The sequence below is a fragment of the Enterococcus sp. DIV2467a genome (genome assembly GCF_050532945.1).
In the GTDB taxonomy this organism is placed as follows: Bacteria; Bacillota; Bacilli; order Lactobacillales; family Enterococcaceae; genus Enterococcus; species Enterococcus faecalis.
The window spans coordinates 1,006,846-1,028,397 of record NZ_CP172896.1; the positions used below are offsets into that span (position 1 = coordinate 1,006,846).

At 38.7% G+C, this 21,552-nt stretch carries 19 protein-coding genes and 4 pseudogenes; 18 read left to right on the forward strand and 5 right to left on the reverse strand.

What is annotated here, in order from left to right; all coding sequences use genetic code 11:
- Window positions 1–7 precede the first annotated feature (7 nt).
- From sufD to sufB, 4 genes are read left to right on the forward strand one after another with little or no spacing between them, the layout of a single operon-like run.
- Window positions 8–1,294 carry a Fe-S cluster assembly protein SufD gene (gene sufD, locus IGL80_RS04775; RefSeq protein WP_002404887.1) on the forward strand — a complete coding sequence of 429 codons (1,287 nt, stop codon included), beginning with the start codon at window positions 8–10 and terminating at the stop codon, window positions 1,292–1,294.
- Complete coding sequence (locus IGL80_RS04780) at window positions 1,291–2,526, forward strand: cysteine desulfurase (RefSeq protein ID WP_002376739.1); 1,236 nt, start codon at window positions 1,291–1,293, stop codon at window positions 2,524–2,526. The genes sufD and IGL80_RS04780 overlap by 4 nt, the downstream gene beginning before the upstream one ends.
- Window positions 2,513–2,980 (forward strand): Fe-S cluster assembly sulfur transfer protein SufU, encoded by a 468-nt coding sequence (gene sufU, locus IGL80_RS04785; RefSeq protein WP_002359759.1) that lies wholly within the window; start codon window positions 2,513–2,515, stop codon window positions 2,978–2,980. The genes IGL80_RS04780 and sufU overlap by 14 nt, the downstream gene beginning before the upstream one ends.
- A gap of 18 nt (window positions 2,981–2,998) precedes the next feature.
- Complete coding sequence (gene sufB / locus IGL80_RS04790; protein ID WP_002356769.1) at window positions 2,999–4,393, forward strand: Fe-S cluster assembly protein SufB; 1,395 nt, start codon at window positions 2,999–3,001, stop codon at window positions 4,391–4,393.
- A 97-nt stretch (window positions 4,394–4,490) separates the two neighbouring features.
- Here the strand turns inward: sufB and IGL80_RS04795 are convergent, their stop codons facing one another.
- Together IGL80_RS04795 and IGL80_RS04800 are read right to left on the reverse strand one after the other, a co-directional pair.
- On the reverse strand, window positions 4,491–5,633 hold the full coding sequence (locus tag IGL80_RS04795) for a tyrosine-type recombinase/integrase (protein WP_129187312.1): 1,143 nt from the start codon (window positions 5,631–5,633) through the stop codon (window positions 4,491–4,493).
- 50 nt (window positions 5,634–5,683) lie between these two features.
- Window positions 5,684–6,481: a helix-turn-helix domain-containing protein gene (locus IGL80_RS04800; RefSeq protein WP_002295173.1), complete on the reverse strand. Its 798-nt coding sequence runs from the start codon at window positions 6,479–6,481 to the stop codon at window positions 5,684–5,686.
- Window positions 6,482–6,888: 407 nt separating this feature from the next.
- Between IGL80_RS04800 and IGL80_RS04805 the strand changes: the two genes are divergently transcribed.
- The 3 genes and pseudogenes from IGL80_RS04805 to IGL80_RS04815 all read left to right on the forward strand — a co-directional run.
- Window positions 6,889–8,139, forward strand: a complete 1,251-nt coding sequence (locus IGL80_RS04805; protein WP_016178086.1) for an IS110 family transposase — start codon at window positions 6,889–6,891, stop codon at window positions 8,137–8,139.
- A gap of 318 nt (window positions 8,140–8,457) precedes the next feature.
- Window positions 8,458–8,760: a helix-turn-helix domain-containing protein gene (locus IGL80_RS04810; RefSeq protein WP_002299877.1), complete on the forward strand. Its 303-nt coding sequence runs from the start codon at window positions 8,458–8,460 to the stop codon at window positions 8,758–8,760.
- A gap of 157 nt (window positions 8,761–8,917) precedes the next feature.
- A pseudogene (locus tag IGL80_RS04815) lies at window positions 8,918–9,346 on the forward strand (DNA replication protein DnaD); the annotation flags it as partial.
- A gap of 54 nt (window positions 9,347–9,400) precedes the next feature.
- On the opposite strand, the pseudogene IGL80_RS04820 reads toward IGL80_RS04815, so the two are convergent.
- Window positions 9,401–10,081, reverse strand: a pseudogene (locus IGL80_RS04820) (IS6-like element IS1216 family transposase).
- Window positions 10,082–10,343: 262 nt separating this feature from the next.
- On the opposite strand from IGL80_RS04820, the gene IGL80_RS04825 reads away from it, so the two are divergent.
- The 8 genes from IGL80_RS04825 to IGL80_RS04860 are packed head-to-tail and all read left to right on the forward strand — an operon-like array spanning window position 10,344 to window position 17,445.
- A complete protein-coding gene (locus IGL80_RS04825) occupies window positions 10,344–12,386 on the forward strand; it encodes a BglG family transcription antiterminator (protein ID WP_129187451.1) in 2,043 nt (680 codons plus the stop codon).
- 10 nt (window positions 12,387–12,396) lie between these two features.
- Window positions 12,397–13,014: a bifunctional 4-hydroxy-2-oxoglutarate aldolase/2-dehydro-3-deoxy-phosphogluconate aldolase gene (locus tag IGL80_RS04830; RefSeq protein WP_002362827.1), complete on the forward strand. Its 618-nt coding sequence runs from the start codon at window positions 12,397–12,399 to the stop codon at window positions 13,012–13,014.
- A gap of 46 nt (window positions 13,015–13,060) precedes the next feature.
- Window positions 13,061–13,519 carry a PTS sugar transporter subunit IIA gene (locus IGL80_RS04835; protein ID WP_005469866.1) on the forward strand — a complete coding sequence of 153 codons (459 nt, stop codon included), beginning with the start codon at window positions 13,061–13,063 and terminating at the stop codon, window positions 13,517–13,519.
- A 47-nt stretch (window positions 13,520–13,566) separates the two neighbouring features.
- On the forward strand, window positions 13,567–13,845 hold the full coding sequence (locus tag IGL80_RS04840; RefSeq protein ID WP_002362830.1) for a PTS sugar transporter subunit IIB: 279 nt from the start codon (window positions 13,567–13,569) through the stop codon (window positions 13,843–13,845).
- A gap of 24 nt (window positions 13,846–13,869) precedes the next feature.
- Window positions 13,870–15,237 (forward strand): PTS galactitol transporter subunit IIC, encoded by a 1,368-nt coding sequence (locus tag IGL80_RS04845; protein WP_129187449.1) that lies wholly within the window; start codon window positions 13,870–13,872, stop codon window positions 15,235–15,237.
- Window positions 15,238–15,251: 14 nt separating this feature from the next.
- Window positions 15,252–16,397: a galactonate dehydratase gene (gene dgoD, locus IGL80_RS04850; RefSeq protein ID WP_002362832.1), complete on the forward strand. Its 1,146-nt coding sequence runs from the start codon at window positions 15,252–15,254 to the stop codon at window positions 16,395–16,397.
- Between the two features lie 23 nt (window positions 16,398–16,420).
- Entirely contained in the window at window positions 16,421–16,912 is a 492-nt protein-coding gene (locus IGL80_RS04855; RefSeq protein WP_002362833.1) for a hypothetical protein, read from the forward strand.
- Window positions 16,909–17,445 (forward strand): histidine phosphatase family protein, encoded by a 537-nt coding sequence (locus tag IGL80_RS04860; RefSeq protein WP_002362834.1) that lies wholly within the window; start codon window positions 16,909–16,911, stop codon window positions 17,443–17,445. Before IGL80_RS04855 ends, IGL80_RS04860 begins: the two co-directional genes overlap by 4 nt.
- A gap of 68 nt (window positions 17,446–17,513) precedes the next feature.
- Here IGL80_RS04860 and IGL80_RS04865 read toward each other — a convergent pair whose 3' ends face one another.
- Together IGL80_RS04865 and IGL80_RS04870 are read right to left on the reverse strand one after the other, a co-directional pair.
- Window positions 17,514–17,846: a DeoR/GlpR transcriptional regulator gene (locus IGL80_RS04865; protein ID WP_002362835.1), complete on the reverse strand. Its 333-nt coding sequence runs from the start codon at window positions 17,844–17,846 to the stop codon at window positions 17,514–17,516.
- 2 nt (window positions 17,847–17,848) lie between these two features.
- Window positions 17,849–18,577 (reverse strand): annotated as a pseudogene (locus IGL80_RS04870) (transposase); the annotation flags it as partial.
- 103 nt (window positions 18,578–18,680) lie between these two features.
- Between IGL80_RS04870 and IGL80_RS04875 the strand changes: the two are divergent.
- From IGL80_RS04875 to IGL80_RS04885, 3 genes and pseudogenes are all read left to right on the forward strand, one after another.
- Window positions 18,681–18,869: pseudogene (locus IGL80_RS04875) on the forward strand (family 1 glycosylhydrolase); the annotation flags it as partial.
- A gap of 279 nt (window positions 18,870–19,148) precedes the next feature.
- Window positions 19,149–21,107 carry a BglG family transcription antiterminator gene (locus IGL80_RS04880; protein ID WP_002362841.1) on the forward strand — a complete coding sequence of 653 codons (1,959 nt, stop codon included), beginning with the start codon at window positions 19,149–19,151 and terminating at the stop codon, window positions 21,105–21,107.
- A complete protein-coding gene (locus IGL80_RS04885) occupies window positions 21,100–21,552 on the forward strand; it encodes a PTS sugar transporter subunit IIA (RefSeq protein ID WP_002362842.1) in 453 nt (150 codons plus the stop codon). The genes IGL80_RS04880 and IGL80_RS04885 overlap by 8 nt, the downstream gene beginning before the upstream one ends.

The following is a 21,552-nucleotide window of genomic DNA, read 5'->3' on the forward strand; positions in this document are numbered from 1 at the left end:
AAGATAAATGAAAAAAGTAAATCTAATGGATTATCTTGACGAAGTCACCGCTTTTTCACTAGAACATGAAGAACCAGCTTGGATGACTGAATTGCGAACAACGGCTTTAAGAAACGCTGACGAAAGTGAGTTACCACATATTGATCGTGTGAAATTTCATCGTTGGCCTTTATTAAATGTTCACATGGAAAGTTATGTGCCTTCTGAAGGAAATGTCGCAAGTTTTGATCAAATGAAAGACAATTCTTTAATTGTTCAACAAGGATCTTTTCATGCTTTTGAGCAATTGCCAGCCTCATTAGCGGAACAAGGGGTAATTTTTACAGACATTTTTACTGCTTTACAAGAGCACCCAGAATTAGTTAAAGAATACTATATGACTAAAGCTGTATTACCAGAAGAAGATAAGCTGACAGCAGCTCATGCAGCTTTCATGAATAGTGGCGTTTTCTTATACGTTCCTAAAAACGTAGTGATTGAAGAGCCAATTGAATCTTTGTTTATTCAGGATTCAGATAGCAACCAACCTTTCTTTAAACATGTTTTAATCGTTGCAGATAATCATAGTGAATTCAGTTATTTAGAACGTTTTCAATCAACTGGTCATCACGCAGAGAAAGCTTCTGGAAATATCGTTGTGGAAGTGATTGCGAAAGATGGCGCAAAAGTTAAATACTCAGCCGTGGATCAATTAGGGCAAACTGTAACGACTTATATGAATCGTCGTGGCTATATTATGCGGGATGCCTCTGTTGATTGGGCTCTAGGCGTCATGAATGATGGCGATGTTGTGGCTGATTTTGATTCTGATTTAGTTGGCGAAGGCGCTCATTCAGAAGTTAAAGTTGTTGCAATTAGTGCAGGTAAACAAACACAAGGCATCGACACACGAGTGACAAACAAAGCGCCACATTCAATTGGTCATATTTTACAACATGGAGTTATTCGTGAACGTGGTACTTTAACGTTTAACGGAATTGGCCACATTTTAAAAGGAGCAAAAGGAGCCGACGCACAGCAAGAAAGTCGTGTTTTAATGCTGTCTGATAAAGCTCGTGGTGATGCCAATCCAATTCTTTTAATTGATGAAAATGAAGTGACTGCCGGACACGCAGCCAGCGTTGGTCGAGTAGATCCAGAAGAAATGTATTATTTAATGAGCCGCGGCTTGCGTAAAGAAGAAGCGGAACGTTTGGTGATTCGTGGCTTCCTAGGTTCTGTCATTACAGCAATTCCAGTTAAAGAAGTACAAAATGAATTTGTAGAAGTAATTGAAGGGAAGTTAAACGCATGATGGATGCAGCAACCATTCGTCAATCGTTTCCTATTTTATTTCAAGAAGTTAATGATGAACCGCTAGTTTATTTAGACAATGCTGCGACAACCCAAAAACCAACGGCAGTGTTAGATGTTTTACGACATTATTATGAAACCGATAATGCCAATGTTCATCGTGGGGTGCACACGTTAGCCGAACGAGCAACGAAGGACTATGAAGCCTCCCGCGAAAAGGTTCGCCAATTTATCCATGCCAAAGAAACAGCAGAAGTTTTATTTACACGAGGAACAACAACCAGTTTGAATTGGATTGCCAAAAGTTATGGTGACTTGGCAGTTACAGCCGGGGATGAAATCGTCATATCTTACATGGAACATCATTCAAACATTATTCCCTGGCAACAATTAGCTCAACGTACAGGGGCCATTTTGAAGTATATAGACGTCACTGAAGACGGCTTTTTAGATATGGCAAGTGCACGTCAACAAATTACAGAAAAAACGAAAATTGTTTCGATTGCTCATGTTTCAAATGTGTTAGGGGTCATTAATCCAATCGAAGAATTAACACAATTAGCTCATCAAAATGGCGCTGTGATGGTGGTAGACGGCGCGCAAGCAGTTCCTCATATGCCTGTGGACGTTCAAGCCATCGATGCTGATTTTTATGCATTTAGTGGTCACAAAATGTGTGGACCAACTGGAATTGGTGTCCTTTATGGCAAACGTCATTTATTGGAACAAATGGAACCTGTGGAATTTGGTGGCGAAATGATTGACTTTGTTCATCTTCAAGAAAGTACTTGGAAAGAGCTTCCTTGGAAATTTGAAGCTGGCACACCTAATATTGCCGGGGCAATTGCCTTAGGTGCCGCCATTGATTATTTAACAGAAATTGGTTTAGAGGCCATTCATCAACATGAAGCAGCCCTTGTTCACTATGTTTTGCCGAAGTTGCAAGCTATCGAGGGCTTGACGATTTATGGTCCACAGGATCCAAAAGACCACACAGGTGTGATTGCTTTTAATATTGAAGGTTTACATCCACATGATGTGGCTACGGCGTTAGATATGGAAGGGGTCGCTGTCAGAGCGGGTCACCATTGCGCGCAACCGTTATTAAACTATTTGAGCGTGCCAGCAACCGCACGGGCAAGTTTTTATTTATACAATACCAAAGAAGACGCAGATCGCTTAGTTGAAGCGATTAAAGCGACAAAGGAGTTTTTCCAGCATGGCACTTTCTAAATTAGATAACTTATATCGCCAAGTCATTTTGGACCATTCTAGCCACCCACATCACCACGGAACGCTAGATGCGTCTAGCCAAACAATTGAACTGAATAATCCTACTTGTGGAGATGTGATTGAACTGGATGTGGCCATTGAAGACGGTGTGATTAAAGATATCGCCTTTCAAGGAAGTGGCTGTTCCATCAGTACAGCCAGTGCTAGTATGATGACTGATGCGGTCTTAGGAAAAACAATCGCCGAAGCAACGGCCTTAGCAGAGGATTTCTCTCAACTTGTTCAAGGAAATGAAGTGGCCGAAGATGAAAAATTAGGCGATGCAGCAATGTTAAGCGGCGTAGCTAAATTTCCAGCTCGGATTAAATGTGCAACCCTGGCTTGGAAAGCCTTAGAGCAGGCTGTTGCTAATACCGGCCAAGGCGAAGCCGGTCATTTACATTGTGAAAAATAAAGAAAGGGTGACGACGAATTGAGTACAGTACCTGAATTAGAAGAATATAAATTTGGCTTTCACGACGATGTGGAACCAGTCTTTAGTACCGGAGACGGCCTAACCGAAGACGTCGTTCGCGAAATTTCTCGCGTGAAAGGCGAACCAGAATGGATGCTTGACTTCCGTTTAAAATCGTTAGAACAATTCAATAAAATGCCCATGCAAGAATGGGGTCCAGACCTGTCAGATATTGACTTTAGTAAAATTAAATATTACCAAAAACCGAGTGACAAACCCGCACGCGATTGGGATGATGTACCTGATAAAATCAAAGAAACCTTTGAAAAAATTGGGATTCCCGAAGCTGAGCGTGCTTATCTAGCTGGGGCTTCTGCTCAATATGAATCAGAAGTTGTTTACCACAACATGAAAGAAGAATTTGAAAAATTAGGCATCATTTTTACAGATACTGACTCTGCTTTAAAAGAATATCCTGACTTATTCAAAGAGTATTTTTCAAAACTTGTGCCACCAACAGATAATAAACTGGCCGCTTTAAACTCAGCTGTTTGGTCAGGTGGAACCTTTATTTATGTACCAAAAGGTGTTCGAGTTGATGTACCATTACAAACATATTTCCGAATCAACGCTGAAAATACCGGCCAATTTGAACGGACCTTGATTATTGTCGATGAAGGGGCCAGCGTTCACTATGTTGAAGGCTGTACGGCACCCACGTATTCAAGTAACAGCTTGCATGCGGCCATCGTAGAAATTTTCACTAGAAAAGATGCCTATTGTCGTTATACCACTATTCAAAACTGGTCAGATAACGTCTACAACTTAGTAACCAAACGTGCTAAAGCTTACGAAGGTGCCACTGTCGAATGGATTGATGGGAACCTAGGAGCTAAAACAACCATGAAATACCCAAGCGTTTACTTAGATGGCAAAGGTGCCCGTGGCACGATGTTATCGATTGCCTTTGCTGGCGCTAACCAAATCCAAGATACTGGGGCCAAAATGATTCACAATGCGCCGAATACCTCTAGCTCAATTGTTTCAAAATCAATTGCTAAAGACGGCGGCGAAGTTAACTACCGTGGCCAAGTGACTTTTGGCAAAGACAGCGCAGGTTCGATTTCCCACATCGAATGTGACACGATTATCATGGACGAAAAATCAAAATCAGATACGATTCCGTTTAACGAAATTCATAACAGCCAAGTGTCCTTAGAACACGAAGCCAAAGTTTCAAAAATTTCTGAAGAACAATTATATTATCTAATGAGTCGCGGCTTGTCTGAAGCCGAAGCGACAGAAATGATTGTTATGGGCTTTGTTGAACCATTTACGAAAGAATTACCGATGGAATATGCGGTTGAGTTGAATCGGTTGATTAGTTATGAGATGGAAGGGTCTGTTGGATAATAACTATTTCATTGCTCGAAACGTTGATATTAAAGCGTTTCGAGCATTTTTTTATTTGCATTTTAATAGTTGGCTACGTTTTTGGCTACGTTTGGAATTATTCGCCCATAAATTTTGCAAATCGGTCACCTGTTTTCTTAATAGATTGTGGTGTGACATGAGCATAGATATTCATGGTAGTTTTAATATCTTTGTGACCTAATCGTTCTTGTACTTCTTTTATCGAAGCACCACTTTCAAACAATAAGCTACAGTGGGTATGCCTAAATCCATGTGGAGTAATTTGAGGCTCCATCGGTGTCTTTTTGTAAATCCAGTCTAACCAATCGTTTACTACTTGGGGGTAGTACAGCTTGTTTGTGTTTGTAGTGAAAAGAAACTGCTTTGGTGAATTCGTGTTATAGCCATATAAGATCATTATTTTCATTTGTTCTTGTTGCCAAATACGCAGTTGTTTAAGTGTAAAATCATCAAGCTGAATCGTTCTTGATGAATTTTTAGTTTTAGGTACTTGTAGAACTACTTGATTAAACTCGTCTTGAGCGATAGTTTTACCAATTGTTATTGTTTTATTGAAATAGTCTATATCTTCCCATTGAAGCGCCAATGCCTCGCTTTTACGCATTCCTGTATAAGCTAATAAACGGAAAAAAGTGTACAGTTTAACTGAATTATTTTCTTTAGTATTCTTTAAAAATAGTTGTAATTGATCTTTCGTATAAAACTTCAAGGGTTGTTCTTCTTCAATTTTTCTTGGAAGCAATGTTTTAGACATAGGATTATCTTTACAGACTTCCATTGCTACTCCAAATTTAAATATTTGAGCAGTTGTTTTTCTCAAGAAACCATATTGTTTTAATGTTTTGTGCCATTCATTAACCTGTTTTTGACAATAACTAACACTTATTTTATCCAATCGTAATTCCCCAAAAGCAGGTAATATATGGTTCTTGCAAAAACGTTGAGCAACGGCAACGGAAGATGGTTTTACTCTCGTTCTGTAGTTATCAATCCATAATTTATATAACTCTTGAAAAGTTGTAACATTGATTTTAAACTCTTGTTTTTCTTTAAAGTCTACAAGTAGTCTATTAAGTGCTATTTGTGCCTCAGCTTTTGATTTGAATCTTCTACGCTTTGTACGTATATCTTTTCCAGTCTTGGGATCTTTTCCTAAATAAGTTTCAAATCCCCAATATTTTTCGCCATTTTGTAATTTATAACTAAAAAATGTGGCCATTTGATTCTCTCCTTACTTCATGATTGCAGGTAGAGAAGTTATTTGAAGAATCAATTGCTTTTAAATTTATCGTGATTATTAGTTAGAAATTTTGCGACTATACTATTTTTCTCATATGGGAAATTGTATTTTTTGCTAAGATCAGAAATAAATTTTTCTGTTTCAAATTGGTTTTTAGTAATTTTATAAAAGAAATCCTCGACAGATGAATACTGTGAAATATCTTGATAGGCTAAGTCCATTTCGTTTAATAGCTGTTTTGAAGAATCAATCAGTATTTCTTTTTCACCGTATTTGAAATCCCCATTTCTTATCTTATCTTGAAGTCTACTGTTGGCTCTTTTGAAAAATAGCTCTTTAGAGATAGAGTGTTTTTGACTAGCATACTCTTCGATAAGAGGATTGATATCATTAGCAAGTATCTCATTTAGATAAATTTCAAAATCTTTTGAGTAATATTTTGAAAATATATTTTTTATTATAGGATTCAATAACTCATAGTCTTTATCTAGCGAAAACGTATCACTATATCTTTCTTGAATATCATTAAAGACTTTGTGAGGTATCTCTGGGAAGTCCTTAATATATAGCTCATACCCTGAATCTATAAGGTATGAAGCTATGTATTCTTCCAAAGTTCCCCATTTAATCCAGTCTGCACTAGTGTTTCCAATATTTGCAATTGTTAAAAGCCTATTTTTATTGGGTAAAGACACACCTCTAAGCCAATTATTAACGGAACTTATTGGTGTGTCTCCAATTAAATCACCGAATCGTTCTAATGTCAGACCTTTGGATTCGATAATTTTTCTAATACGTTCACTAGTTAACGATAGATTAGGTTTCATAACTAAGCCTCCTCGTAAAATAGTTTTTGTCTAATACTTTTTAATCAAAATGCTTCTGAATCGAAAAATTTATTGAATAACACATTCCTTGCGGAATTTGTTTCGTTATTGTGTGATTTCTCAGAGTACAATGGATTCATGGAAAGGATCCAACGGGAATTTGCTATGCCCTCCTGTAGCTTTGTCTACCTTGCAAAGTCTGTTACCCGAACCACTGTTATCACTACCAACTCATTAGCTGTTTCGATAATGGACTAGACTTTCAGATAGTAGTTTGGAAGGCAGCTTCTAGCTCTTTTATCACCGTATTCTATTAGGCGAGGTTGTGGTTACACAGTGAGCTTCTGGGAAATCCCACAGTATCGAAGCATTTTCCAAAATTTAGATCGAAAGGAGGTCCTTCTTCCATGAAATTATTTGTCGGTATTGACGTTAGTTCTGAAAAGTTAGATGTCTGTTTCCTAACTGACGACGATCAGTTGTCTACATTGTCTGAAATCTCAGTCTCCAATGACATTGAAGGTGCTTCATTAACACGAGAAATGATTCTTGAGTTCAATGAGAATTACCTATTTGATCAAATTATAATTGGCATGGAATCAACGTCCATGTACAGTTTCCATCCTTCAATGTTTTTTCATGAAGACGAGGAACTAAAAAAGCTCAATACGCTTGTAACTATCGAAAATCCTTTTCGAATTAAACAATTTAGACGCATGTTTGATGAAGACAAAACAGATCGTAATGACGCGCTAAGAATTGCTGACTTTCTACGCATTCAACGTTTTACCACGTCTCCTATTAAAGAAGAAAAATACATGGCGTTACAGCGTCTGACCCGAACTCGTTATCAATTAATTAAGCAACTAACTCGTACAAAGCAACACTTTCTTGAAAATCTAACGTACAAATGCAACACACTTGTTCGTGAAATGAAAGACGAATCTACTAGTCTTTTTAGTGCTACAGTGATTTCTCTAATGACAGAAGACTTCACGTTAGATGAACTGGCTGAGCTTCCTTTGGAAGCTTTCAGTGACTTAATCCAAGAAAAAGGAAGAGGTCGTTTCAAACAACCCGAGAAAATTGCCAAGGCTATTCAACGAGCCATCAGATCAAGCTATCGCTTAGGCACTGTAGCCCAAGAATCTATTGATATTGTTCTGGGCGTTCTTGTTTGTGAAATGCGGGCTCTTGAAAAGAATATCAAAGAGCTGGATAAAGCAATTGAACAATTAGTTATAGTCATTCCAGAATATCAATGTTTAACCAGTATTCCAGGAATTGGAAAAGTCTACGCTGCTGGTTTGATCGCTGAAATTGGTCAAATCGAACGATTTGAAGATCAAACAAAATTGGCGAAGTACGCTGGATTAAGTTGGAAAGTTAAACAATCTGGAAACTATCAGTCTCAAAATACACCTCTGACCAAGCAAGGGAATCGATATTTTCGTTATTACTTAGTTGAAGCTGCCAACTCAGTAAAAAATTATCTTCCTGAATATAAAGCTTTTTATCAAAGCAAGTATAAAGAGGTACCTAAACACCAACACAAACGAGCACTCGTCTTAACCGCAAGAAAATTTACGCGTTTGGTGGATACGCTACTACGTAACCATCAACTCTACACGCCACCAAGGAGCGTGATAGATAAATAACAATTTGTTATTGACGCAAATCCTTGAAACGCCCGAAAAAAATTGATTTTAGTCGGGTTTAGTTCAGTGCGCTTCAAAATAGTCTATTCAATAAAAATAATCTCAAATTTCATCTTGACTTATCACCATTAGACTTTTTCTGATTTATTGTAACATATATTGCTATCATTTACTAAAATTTATTAAAAATGTTGACAATAGAATTTCTATAAGATATTATAAACTAGTAATTTTTAGTAATTATTTTTTTGTTGCTCATTACTAAAAATTACTATTTAGGTAGAGAAGTTATAGAACAATCAAAAAGGAGAGGTTTTTGTGGAAGCAATAAAATTAATGATCTCAGAAGAGCAGGAGGAAATGTTTCTGAAGCAGTTTTATCAAATTGCTACAAAGGCAATTGAAAAGGCTCAAGAAAATGCGGGTATGACAAGGGAATACCTCAATCAAAAAGAAATGGCAGAATACTTAAATGTGAGCGAAAACTTTTTAAAAAATGCTGTGAGAAACGAAGGTTTACCCGTTGTGGAATTGGGTGCAAGAAAGTTTTATTCGAAAAAGGCAGTTAATGAGTTTATGTTTGCTCGAATGAAGAGAGGTGGAAGTTTTGAAAGAAGATGAATAACAAATCTAGTTTGGAAAGGAATAGCAGTTTGTATAAAAAAAGAGTGCTCCCGATAGTTTGCAGACGAAGGGAAACACTCGATAATGAATAAAGTTCTAAGAAAACTTTATTTGACTATATTTTAACATTCAAATAGGAAGAAGTGTGATTTTTATGGCAGAAAAAAGAATGCTGGCTAAATCATTCTTAAATAATGCAAGTTTTATGAAGATGTCAGATTCAGCAAAATTATTATACGTATATCTGAACACAAACGCAGACGATGACGGAATTGTCGAAGCGTATCCATACATGAAAATGCTCGGAACACCCGATGATGATGTAAAGATACTTTTCACAAAAGGTTTTGTATTTTTTTTAAATGAAGATTTGTTAACATTTCTCCCCCATTGGTTACAAAACCAAAATATACGAATAGATAGGTATAAACCATCTATTTACCGCTTCAAGTTATTGAACTTAAAACCAGAATTTTTCTCAAAATTAAAGCCAGTAAAACTTGATGTGATTTTGAAATCTGGCCAAGTAGAACCGCTAAGAGGCGATTTAATGGAAAAATGGTATCCAGCTGGTATACCAAGCGGTTCTGTTGCAAAGTTTTAAATAAAGAATAAAATCCCTTACGGTATCTATGATTTAAGCTGGGATTCCCAATAATACCTTGATTTCAGTACAGACCGAAAACCCGAAGAGAGTGCCTTCTTTTCGGGTTTTCTTATATAATCCTCGAATGGCTTCCATGCCTTTAATCGTGGTAGAGGCAGTGCGTAAACTTCGATAGAATTTATTGCGTCTCTTTACTGGACGATGGTCTTGTTCAATCAAATTATTCAGGTATTTAATGGTACGATGTTCTGTCCCTTGATAAAAGCCGTATTCTTTTAGTTTCTTAAAGGCACTTGTAATAGAGGGGGCTTTATCTGTGACTACAACCTTCGGTTCATCAAACTGCTTCACTAACCGCTTAAGAAAAGCATAGGCTGCTTGTGTGTCCCGTTTTTTACGTAACCAAATATCCAAGGTTAAACCATCTGCATCGATGGCTCGATACAAATAATGTCATTTTCCTTTAATTTTGATGTACGTTTCATCCATTTTCCATGAATAAAAGGATTTTTTATTTTTCTTTTTCCAAATTTGATAGAGTAGTTTGCCATATTCTTGCACCCAACGATAAATCGTCGTATGAGAAACGTTAATGCCACGATCATATAAGATTTCTTGAACTTCACGATAGCTAAGGTTATAACGAAGATAGTAGCCCACGGCTACAATAATCACATCCTGCTGAAATTGCTTTCCTTTAAAATGACTCATCGTCATTCCTCCTGCTATCTTTTTCTATTATTCTACCTTATCTGATAGTAGATTTAAAACTTTGCAACAGAACCTTTGCGCTAATTTTCTGGTGTAACAAATAATTGTCACGCCATGGTACACTTGATATAACGCCGATTATGCTATCTGTGTCACACCGGTGTGACAAACTAAAAAAGTGAGTGTGACAAATATCGTGATGAAAGCGTCGTCAAAAAGCGCTTGCGTGAATATATAATGATTTTGTCAGGAGGATAGTCAAATGAACAAACGAATTCGTGAAATACTCAAAATGATTATTAAAAACCCTGAAATGAAACTTTCCGCTTTGACAAGTGAACTCGATTTGACACGTCGTCAAATCAACTATGCCATCAACCAATTCAATGAAGACTTGGAGATGAAAAATATCCCAACGATCCAGCGTAGTCACTCCGGTGATATTACAGTACCGATTGAAGTGATCCAAATGATGTCCCAGTTGGATCAGGAAACGGTGGACGAACAAGCAACGTTGGCATTGACGGAGGGAGAACGTGGGGCGCTGATAGTGATGACTTTGATCACCAATATCGAATATGTTAGTCTGGATCATTTGTTGGATATAGTAGAAGTCAGCAAAACTACCATCATGGATGATATCAAACGAACCGACGCCCTACTAAGAAACTACAGTTTGACAATTCAATACGACCGGATTAACGGGTATCAATTGGCTGGATCGGAACACCGAATCTTGCAACTGTTATCTGATTTGGTGAAGCAGTGCCCGATTTTCCGTCGGGAAACCATCCGAGGCAAGTTGGTTCATGGCGTGACGGAAGAAGAAATTGTCCATCTGGTTCACAATATGGAACAAATGTTACACCTTAGTTATTCCGATGAGTCGGTGGATTACCTGCAAACGGCGGCCCGTTTTTTAGTCGGCCGGGGCATCAAAGTATCCACTAAACCGGATTTCTTTCCCGGTGAGGTCAGTAATACACCGGAATACCGGATGTTGACGATTTTAGTCGGCGAGACGGCTTGGAACTTATCCAAGAGTTACCTGGAATGGTTCACGCTCTTATTTTTGACTTCCAATATTTTTGAAAGTAAGACCACCCAGAACTACGATTCAGATCAAGATTTACGTAAATTGATCAGTCAAATGGTGGAAAATTTCCAAAACCAAACCTTGATTATGATCGATGATCGCGAAGACTTTGAACGTCGGATATTAAGTCATTTACGACCGGCCTGTTTCCGGATCCGCTTTAACTTGAGTTTGGGGGTCTATTCTGTCGATAGCCTGATCAAAGACAGCAACCATGCAATCTTGATCGACTTGATGAAAGAATTGATTATTCCCATCGAGAATTGGCTGAACAAAGCCTTTCCGAACGACGAATTGGATTTGTTGTCTTATTATTTCGGCTACCAGTTAAGCAGTCATAACAAGCTGAACAAACAGCGGCCACGAGCAGTGGTGGTTTGTACCAACGGCGTTATGGTTTCCAAGTTAGTACGGGCCAATATGGAAAAACTTTTTCCCGAAATTCATTTTTTGGCTTCCTTATCGGTGCGAGACTTTTACAAGTTTGAAGTCGATTACGACTTGGTTTTTACTACAACACCTTTAAACAGCGCCATGATGCAGTTCATTATTGATCCCATCATGACTTATCAGGAACAAATCAGTTTGCGCTACCGAGTCTTAAGTGACTTGGGCATCACTAAGGTGGATCGCGCGCTGGATGAATTGTTGAAAATCGTCAAAAAATATGCGACGGTCAACGATCAAGCGTCTCTGCGGGAAGAGTTGCAATACTTCTTGGTGAAACAAGATGAAAGTACTCCATTGGATAATTTCCAAGTCTTACCTTCTTTGACTCACTACCTGCGTCCAAATTATGTGCAAGTAATCGATCAGGAGATGACTTGGGAAGAGGCAGTCAGTCTGGCATGTCAACCATTATTGGATCATCAGATCATCGATTCACGCTTTATTAATGATTGCGTGAATCAAATCAAACAACCCGGTTACGCCGGTTATCTGGGGATGCGAACCTGCATCCCGCATACCACTGTTGATAAAGGGGTCATTAATGACGGTATCAGCATTATGGTTTGTCAAAAACCGGTGATTTTTCCGAATGGGGAGGCCATCAGTTTGATTTTGCCATTATCCTTCTTTGATTTAACCAAGCATTTACGAGCTATCAATCAGATCGCCGATATCGCCAAAGATGATTCTTTGATTGATCAGTTGGTGGCTTCAGCAGATGAAAAAACCATCTATCAATTATTAAGACAAAGTTCTTAAGGAGGAAAAAATGAAATTAGCTGATTATCCAAGATTTACCGTAATTATGCGGGGCTACACGTTTGATCAAGCAGATGCGATTTTACAAGCAATGCAGGAATTTGATCATCAATTTGCAGTGGAAATGACCATGAATACTGAAGGAGCCATCGATCATATCCGTGAGTTGAATAAACGCTACGGGGATACGACCTACATCGGAGCCGGCACCGTTAGAACCTTAGAACAGGCAAAAGCTTGTTATGAAGCTGGTGCCAAATTCTTATTAGGCCCGCACATGTTTACTGAGGAAATGTTGGCCTACGCCAATGAAAAAGGTGTATTGGCAGTACCGGCTGCGATGACACCGTCAGAGGTCAATCAAATGTTTGCCCAAGGGGCGGACATCGTCAAAGTTTTTCCAGCAGCAGTAGTTACACCGAGATTTTTCAAAGATATCCAAGCGCCTCTTGGCAAATTGCCCTTGATGGGTGTCGGTGGCATCAGTAAAGAAAACGCCAAAGAATTTTTTGAAAACGGCGCCAGTTATTTAGGCCTGGGTTCCGGGATGTTCAATAAGCAGGATATCGAAGAATTGAATGTTAAGAATCTTGCCCAATCAATGAAAGAATTGCTGGCAGCGATTTAATATTATGGGCGATATACAGGTGAAATATGAACAAGGAGTGGAAAGTATGGAACTTTATCTGAATGAGGAACTTGTCTTCCGAAACGTCGAAGCTTCAACAGATAGTGAAGTTTTGGCCTATCTGGCAGGTGAACTTTATCAAAAAGGGTATGTCAAAGAGGAGTACATCCAAGCAATCCAAGATCGGGAAAAAGAATACCCAACGGGATTGCCATCAACGCCCCCGGGAATTGCTATTCCCCACGCAAATTATGAAATGGTCAATAAAACGACTTTGGCGATTGCCACGCTAAAAGAGCCGGTACTTTTCCATAATATGGAAGACAATAAAGCTCAATTACCAATTCAGATCGTGATTATGATGGCAATTGGTGAGCCCCATGGGCAAGTGGAAATGTTGCAAAAAATAGTCGGCATCATCCAAGATGAACCATTGCGTCAGGAAATGATTGACGCCCGCAATGATACAGAATTATTGGCTTTATTAAAGAAAGCCGTTTTTTAAAAAATAAAAAATCACGAGTGGAAAGCTCGCAATCGGAGGAAATTATCATGAAAAGAATTTTAGTCGCATGTGGAAACGGTATTGCAACATCAACAGTGGTAGCAACAAAGGTTAAAGAATACTTGCAAGAACACGGAGTTGAAGTGGCAACTACCCAAACCAAACTAATGGAAGTGCCCGGCAAAGTCGAAGGGTATGATTTGTTGGTGACAACCGGTCAATTCGATGGTCAAACCGGCAATGTGCCAGTGGTAAAAGGCATGCCTATCCTGACAGGAATCGGTGCTGACAAAACGATGGAAGAAATCTTGAACTTATTGAAATAATAGCGGATTAAAGGAGCTGAAAAAATGAAAATCATTATGAATGTCTTTAACTTCTTTATCGATGCTGGACCGACAGTTATGTTGCCAGTCATCATTACCATCATCGGGTTGATCTTTGGTTTAAAGATTACCCGTGCATTTAAATCAGGTTTGACGTTGGGTATTGGTTTTGCCGGAATCAAATTGATTTTGGACTTTATGACCACTAACGTCGGCCCGGCTGCGAAGGCTATGGTTGAACGGACCGGTGTTAAGCTGGATGCGTTGGATGTCGGTTGGGGTTCAATCGCCGCAGTTACGTGGGCATCACCCATCATTCCAATCCTGATTTTCGCCATCTTACTGGTTAATATCGTTTTATTGGTTTTGAAACGTACCCATACGTTGGACGTGGATATTTGGAATTACCATCACATGGCCATCGTTGGGGTGATGGTCTACTTTGTTACCAAAAATGTGTTTTTAGGTGTTGGTGCCTCTGTTGTGATGGCAACCGTTACCTTTAAAATCTCCGACTGGTCACAACCGATGGTGGAAAGCTTCTTTGGAATTCCGGGCGTTTCCTTGCCAACTGTGTCCGCCTTGTCTTCCTTAGTGATTGCTTGGCCGTTGAACTGGTTACTGGATCGTATTCCATTATTTCGCAAATCGAAATTCACGATCAAGGATGCACAAAAATATCTTGGGTTCTTCGGTGACTCAATGATCATGGGGCTGGTTATTGGGATGGTGATTGGTGCTTTGGCCGGTTACGATATCAAGGCCGTCTTGCAATTAGGTGTCAGCATGTCCGCCGTTTTGGTTTTGATTCCTAAAATGACCTCATTGTTCATGGAAGGTCTGATGCCAATTTCTGATGCAGCTCAAAAATGGTCCCAAGAAAAATTCAAAGGAACACGTTTATTTATCGGATTGGATGCAGCGGTTGTCGTTGGGAATCCAGATGTTATTACAACAGCATTGATCATTATTCCTTTAACAATCGCCATGGCCTTAGTCTTGCCAGGAAACCGCGTTTTACCATTTGCCGATTTGGCCGTTGTGCCTTTCCGGGTAGCGATGGTGGTTGCCTTGACTCGCGGGAATTTGTTGAAAAACATCGTGATCGGTTTAGTCATTACTGCTTCATTGCTATGGTGTGGTTCTGCAACATCCCCAATGTTGACAGCAATTGCTAAATCAGTGGGTATCGACTTGGGTACTTCATCAATGTTGATCTCATCATTTGCGGCAACTTCCATGATCCAAAGTTATTTGGTATTCATCGCCTTTGCCTACAAACCAATCATCGGGATTCCGGTCTTATTGTTGGTATTGGCAGGTGTATGGTACTACTTTGACGGTGTGAAAAAAGTGAACCGAGAAATGAATGAACCAGTAGAAGCACAATAATTGGAGGGTTTAAATTGAAAATTTCAGATATTACAGTATACAAAGTAAAACCAAGATGGATCTTCGTGAAGATTTCCACCGATGAAGGCATTGACGGCTGGGGGGAAATGATCTCCGGAACCAAGACTGAAACAGTTGTTGCGGGTGCTTATGAGATCGGTAATCGTTTGATTGGGCGTAATCCATTTGAAATTGAACGCTTATTCCAAGAAATGCATCGCTCCTTCTTCCGTGGTGGCCCCATCAATGGGACGATTGTTTCCGGATTGGAAATGGCGCTGTGGGATATCAAAGGAAAAGCCTTTAACGTCCCTGTCTATGAATTATTAGGCGGAGCCGCCCGGGATAACATTAAAGTTTATTCGTGGATTGGTGGCGACCGGCCAAGTGAAGTCGCTGAACAAGCGCAAGACCGTTTTGATCGTGGCTTTACTGCCGTTAAAATGAATGCTACCGAAGAATTGCACTATATCGACTCTTACAAAAAAGTGGATGAAGTTGTCGAACGGGTGGCATCCATTCGGGAACGTTTTGGTGACGCGATGGATATCGGTGTGGATTTCCACGGTCGGGTGCATAAACCAATGGCTAAAGTTCTAGCGAAGGCCCTGGAGCCATTCCACCCAATGTTTTTGGAAGAAGTTGTCTTGCCGGAAAATGAAGAGCATTACAAAGAAGTTGCCGATGCAGTTGCTGTCCCTTTAGCAACCGGCGAACGTTTGTACACTCGCTGGCAGTTTAAAAATATCTTCAAACAAGGCGCCATCGATATTATCCAACCAGACGTAGCCCTTTGCGGCGGAATTTTAGAAACCCGCAAAATTGCGGCTATGGCTGAAGCTCATGATATGGCCGTGGCACCACATGCACCATACGGACCAGTTGCATTAGCAGCTACCTTGCAAGTGGACTCATGTACACCAAATGTCTTTATCCAAGAACAAAGCTTGGGTATCCACTACAATAAAGGCTTTGATTTGTTGGATTTTGTCAAAAACAAAGAAGTTTTCCAATACAAAGACGGCTATGTTGACCTACCTTCTAAACCAGGCCTTGGTTTGGAAATGGATGAAGACCGCATTAAGGAAATTTCTCAAGAAGGTTTGGTTTGGACCAACCCACAATGGAAAAACTACGACGGCACCATCGCCGAGTGGTAAAAATAAGTAAAGGATGATAGAAAATGGCAGAAGCACTAGTGATTGCAGGCTTTTTAGGATTGTTGGTCGTCTTACAAGTAAAAGATCAAAAGAAAATTATCGTGGCGGCTCAAACCAGCTGGATTCGTATGGGTTTGAGTATCGCATTGACGGTAGCGATACTTGTAATCTTTTGGCCAAGTAATCTGGCGGATCAAATCAAACTGGGGGCTTTTGCCGCTATTATCCTGATCAATGGTTTCTTAAAAGAAGGCTTGTCACAAGAAGGAGTCGTTAAACTAGGTGTCTTGAACGGCGAGTTTGCCCGCTACCCCCAAATTCAAATTGAAGAATTAGCTGGTGGCAACTCTTTTGTTTCCTTCTACAAGAGTAAGAATAATTCTTTCTCCCTGGTCTTTGGCAAATCGCAAGCTGAGATGGTGGCGGCTTTACAACAATTGGCCACTGATTCAGAGCTGGTTCTGGGTGAAATGGCGGATGAGAAACGTCCGCTTGCAAAGGGGAGTGCCCGATGATTTACGTAGCACGTCATGGTCAGACCCAATATAATGTGGACGGCAAAATTTGCGGTCATGCGGATATTGAGCTGACGGAAGTCGGTTATGCTCAAGCAGAGGAATTGGCTCAATTGGTCAGCGACTTGGAGCAGCCAATCACTAAAATCTATGTCTCACCATTGAGGCGGGCCCAGGAAACGGCCCGAATCATTAATGAAAAAGTGTCGGTACCCATTGAGGTGGAACCGCGCCTAATTGAGATGGATTTTGGACAGTATGATGGCTTACCAATTGAAACACCGGAATTCCAAAAGGTTCGTGTGGAATTCTCGCTACCATTACCAGACGGCGAATCCATCATGGATGTTGCCGGTCGGGTGTATCCTTTGCTGGCAGAGTTGGAACAAAGTGACGAAGATGTTTTGTTGGTGTGTCACAATGCCTTGATTCGGGTGATTGACAATTATTTTCATGGGAAGACGATGATTGACTTCTTGAAATTCAATGTGGACAATACTCAGCTGTTGAGGTACGAAAGGAAACGATATTAATTAATGATATTTATATTAAAAAGGCAATCCATCTGAGGTGGATCGCCTTTTTTTATGAGGCTCAATTACTATTCATTTGGTTGGCTCCTAAGTTTCGGGTTCAACCAAATAAAATCAGTGATTCCATCATCGATTCTCTTTTGATAATCTTCTGTCGGTAAAGTATTTGTTATTACTGAGTGAGAATCAGCGAAATCAGCAATTTTGTAAAAGTGAGGCGAGTCAAATTTGTGTTCATCAACTAGTAAAATAGAATGTTTTGACCGTCTCATTATTTGTTGTTTGATTTTAGCTTGTCCCAAGCTAGCTTCATAAACCCCGTCTAGGTCGATTCCACGACAAGAAAAGAAAGAAAAATCATAGACAAATTGTTCTGTTAGAGAGTTTGGTGTTAGTATCAAATCTTAGACAACTGGAGCTGTTGAAGAAGATCTTTCAAGTTGAATTGATTTCGTAAGGCATCAATCAATAGAGTCTTTTCTTGATTTGATAGACGAAGTAGATTGATGCCTTTTCCTTTTTTTAGTAGTTCAGCTGCTCCTTCGAGTAATGCTTTCTCAAGCTGCAATTGGTGTACTTGTTCTTGTAACTCTTCTACTTCCTTTAAAAGTAATTCTTTTTGTTTTCCTTGATTTTTTGAAGTCATGGGCAGAGGGAAATCCTTTCCAAGATAAGTGGCCTTCCATTGATATAGAGCAACCCTACTGATTCCTTCAGCTTCAGCTAAGCCTTTTCTGTTGGTTTGAGGTTTATAGAACTTTTTCAACACGTCTTCTTTTTGATCTTTGGTTAACTTTACCGCACTTTTTCGAAGTTTTCTAGCACCTGGTGCGAGTTCTTCACACCATTGTCGTAAGGAGCCTTTATTTGGGTAACCAAGCATTCGAATGGTTCGTGCATAACATTGACCATATTCAAAATAATGATTCACAGCGACTCTTTTTTGTTCTTCAGAATACTTTGACTTCTTCCGGAGTTCCTGATGGAGCTCTCCAGATACCAAATATTCTTTATACCATTGACGTAGTGCTCCAACGGACGGATAACCTAATTTCCGAATGGTAGCGGCGTAGGAGCAATCATATTTTAAAAATAACTGAATTGCTTTTACACGTTCTTCGTGGGAAAACATACGGATATTCCTCCTAAGTTCATTTTTAGTCCAGGATTATGTCCGCACCCCCGACCACATCACACAAATAAGCAATGCAATTAATTTAGACAAGATTCCTGTAATGGGGTATACACCATGAGCGCCAATTGATCTGGTCTCTTTAGCAACCGGGGAAATGACAAAACGCTACGGGTTCGTATATACAGATATGGATAATGAAGGTAAGGGAACGAAGAAGAGAATCAAGAAAGCATCATTTGACTGGTATAAAAAGGTTATTGCAACTAATGGGGAAGATTTATCGTATTAATTCTTAAACATTTAGTAGAAACGGATTGCTCTTATTTTGTCAAACAGATAAGGGCAATCTGTTTCTCTTTGTATAGAGGATTTGAAGAGACAGACATTAAAAGAATTTCTTATTTGATAAAAAAATTGCTTACTGTATGAAATTGGTTTTATGATCCTATATTTTCAATATGTTTAGAAAACTTCAGGAACCATCTTGAAACGAGATGTGATATCCAAATGTAGAATAAAATGATAAATTACAGATACAGGGAAGCGCTCCCTAGAAAGGAGAAAAATCATGCATGAAATAAGCAAGCGTCAACATAAATTATTGAGATTGCTTTTGGAGCAAAAAGATTTTTTACCGGTAAATCATTTCTCCAAGATTTTATCTATCTCCGATCGTACATTGTATAAAGACATTGATGAACTGAATAAGGCATTAAAAAAAAGGAAAATTGAAATCTTGAAACGGCAAGGTAAAGGTATTTTTCTAAGTAAGTCTGATTTGTCAAATGATGAAATATTAAAAATTTTTGGTGAAGCTTCAACTCAAATAGACTTCAATCAGCTTCCACTCGAGCGGCAAATCAAAATGGCGGAATATTTATTATTGAGAAACAAAAAGGTGTCTTACCAACTATTATCTGATGAGTTTCTCGTCAGCAGAACCTCGATCTCAAATGACTTAGATCAAATACAGACTGTTATTGAAGGAAGTTCGGTCACGATTCGTTCTGATAATAATGGAACAAAGGTAAACGGAAATGAGTCTGAGATACAAAAGGCAATTAAACAATATGCTTACTTTATCATTGATAAATCAGACTTAACCAATAGCTATAGAGTTCAATTTCCCAGCTTATTATTCAGTTTTTTACCTAAGGACATCATCAAAAAAGTTTCTGGACTTCTGCAAACAAATGATCACTTTAATATCGATAAATTGTCTGATGATCATTTTCAATCATTAGTATTGTCAATCAGTATATTTGTTCTTCGTTTGCAGGAAGGTTTTCATATTGAATATCAAGATAATTTTTTATTTGAAAATGTGGAGTCGCTTAAAACTTTCTTTTTAGCAAATGAATTAGTAGAGAATCTTGAACTGGATAACAGTATCAAGCTAGATTCAAACGATTTTGAATACTTCAATCGACAATTAGTGGCTCATGGCTTCGAACCACGTTTGAGAGATTTAGCAATTCAGAAGGAATACGATGCTGTGGTAAGAAAGATGATTCAGAAGATGAGTGATTCAATTCAGGTTGACTTAACCAGAGATGAAAAACTCTACATGAACATTCTTTATCACTTGGTGTCCATGATATATCGTTCTAAATTGAACGTTCCTGTCAGTAATCCGCTTTTGGAGGAAATAAAGCGAGAGTATTCTGTGTTATACAGTACAACTTGGCTAATATTGGCCGGGATTGAAAAGGAATTAGATATTCGCTTAACCGATGATGAGGTCGCGTTCATGATGATCCATTTTCAAGGGGCCATCGATCGGTTGTCGGCAAATCGTAAGATATTAATTGTTTGTCCTACTGGAATCGGAACATCAGAGCTGATTGCCAATCGTTTAAAAAGGGTATTCTCTCCACAGGATATAGTTGAAGTTGTCTCATTACGAACACTCTATAAAAGAGATTTGAATAAAATTGATTTGGTGATCTCTTCAGTACAATTAGAAAAAATTGATGTTCCTGTAACGTATGTTTCCCCGCTAATGAGTAAACAAGATCTAAAAAAAGTTTCCGCGACTTATCTAGATTTATTTTATGAGGAAGAAGTAAACGATCAACCGTTTGAGCACTTAGGAAAAATAATCGATTCAGATTTGATTTTTTTGAACGAAACAGTTGCTACTAAAGAACAATGCATCAAAAGGATCACTCAAAAGCTTTTGCAAAATGATTTCGTTACGGATTCGTTCGAACAGGCAATTTGGGATAGAGAGAAGCTAGGGGTGACAGATCTTCCAATTGGGGCGGCGATTCCACATCCTTCACCATCAACAGTTAAGGAAAGCAAATTAGTAATTATGACATTAGTAAAACCAATACGTTGGAATTTTCGAATGATCAACACTGTTTTAATGATCTGTGTTGCAGAAAAGGATTTAAAGCATATTAAAGGAATATTATCAGAAATCTATCGGATCGTTGAGACGAAGAAAAATATCGATCGTTTTATCTTTAGCAAAGATGAAGAAGAAATAGTGAAAGTATTAGGAGGTCAAACAATTGATTGATGAAGGTTTAATCGTTTTGGATTCGGCGTTAACAAATAAGAAATCCATCATTCATTATTTATCAGAAAAGGCAAAAGAGTTCGGCTATTTAAAAAATAGCGCAAATTATATTAAAGCTGTAAACAAAAGAGAAGAAGAATTTTCTACAGCGATCGGCTATGACGTAAGTATCCCTCATGGGAAATCAAAAGAAGTAATCAATCCTTTTATCTGTTTTCTTAGAACGAACCAACCAATTCAATGGGATACAAATGGTAATACAGTTGAATTGGTGTTTATGCTAGGAATACCAGAAGAGAATAAAACGACTTTTCATTTGAAAGTACTCGCTGAAATCAGCAAAAAGCTTTTAGATGAAGGTTTTAGAAATGATTTATTAACTGGGAGCAAAGAGTCAATTTTAGATTCACTATATCAAGTAGAAAAGAAAATAGGAGGAATTTAA

Coding starts and splice junctions, on each gene's coding strand:
- sufD (WP_002404887.1), top strand. CDS start 8: ATGAAAAAAGTAAATCTAATGGATTATCTTGACGAAGTCACCGCTTTT.
- IGL80_RS04780 (WP_002376739.1), top strand. CDS start 1,291: ATGATGGATGCAGCAACCATTCGTCAATCGTTTCCTATTTTATTTCAA.
- sufU (WP_002359759.1), top strand. CDS start 2,513: ATGGCACTTTCTAAATTAGATAACTTATATCGCCAAGTCATTTTGGAC.
- IGL80_RS04795 (WP_129187312.1), bottom strand. CDS start 5,633: ATGGCCACATTTTTTAGTTATAAATTACAAAATGGCGAAAAATATTGG.
- IGL80_RS04800 (WP_002295173.1), bottom strand. CDS start 6,481: ATGAAACCTAATCTATCGTTAACTAGTGAACGTATTAGAAAAATTATC.
- IGL80_RS04805 (WP_016178086.1), top strand. CDS start 6,889: ATGAAATTATTTGTCGGTATTGACGTTAGTTCTGAAAAGTTAGATGTC.
- IGL80_RS04825 (WP_129187451.1), top strand. CDS start 10,344: ATGAACAAACGAATTCGTGAAATACTCAAAATGATTATTAAAAACCCT.
- IGL80_RS04830 (WP_002362827.1), top strand. CDS start 12,397: ATGAAATTAGCTGATTATCCAAGATTTACCGTAATTATGCGGGGCTAC.
- IGL80_RS04835 (WP_005469866.1), top strand. CDS start 13,061: ATGGAACTTTATCTGAATGAGGAACTTGTCTTCCGAAACGTCGAAGCT.
- IGL80_RS04840 (WP_002362830.1), top strand. CDS start 13,567: ATGAAAAGAATTTTAGTCGCATGTGGAAACGGTATTGCAACATCAACA.
- IGL80_RS04845 (WP_129187449.1), top strand. CDS start 13,870: ATGAAAATCATTATGAATGTCTTTAACTTCTTTATCGATGCTGGACCG.
- IGL80_RS04855 (WP_002362833.1), top strand. CDS start 16,421: ATGGCAGAAGCACTAGTGATTGCAGGCTTTTTAGGATTGTTGGTCGTC.
- IGL80_RS04860 (WP_002362834.1), top strand. CDS start 16,909: ATGATTTACGTAGCACGTCATGGTCAGACCCAATATAATGTGGACGGC.
- IGL80_RS04880 (WP_002362841.1), top strand. CDS start 19,149: ATGCATGAAATAAGCAAGCGTCAACATAAATTATTGAGATTGCTTTTG.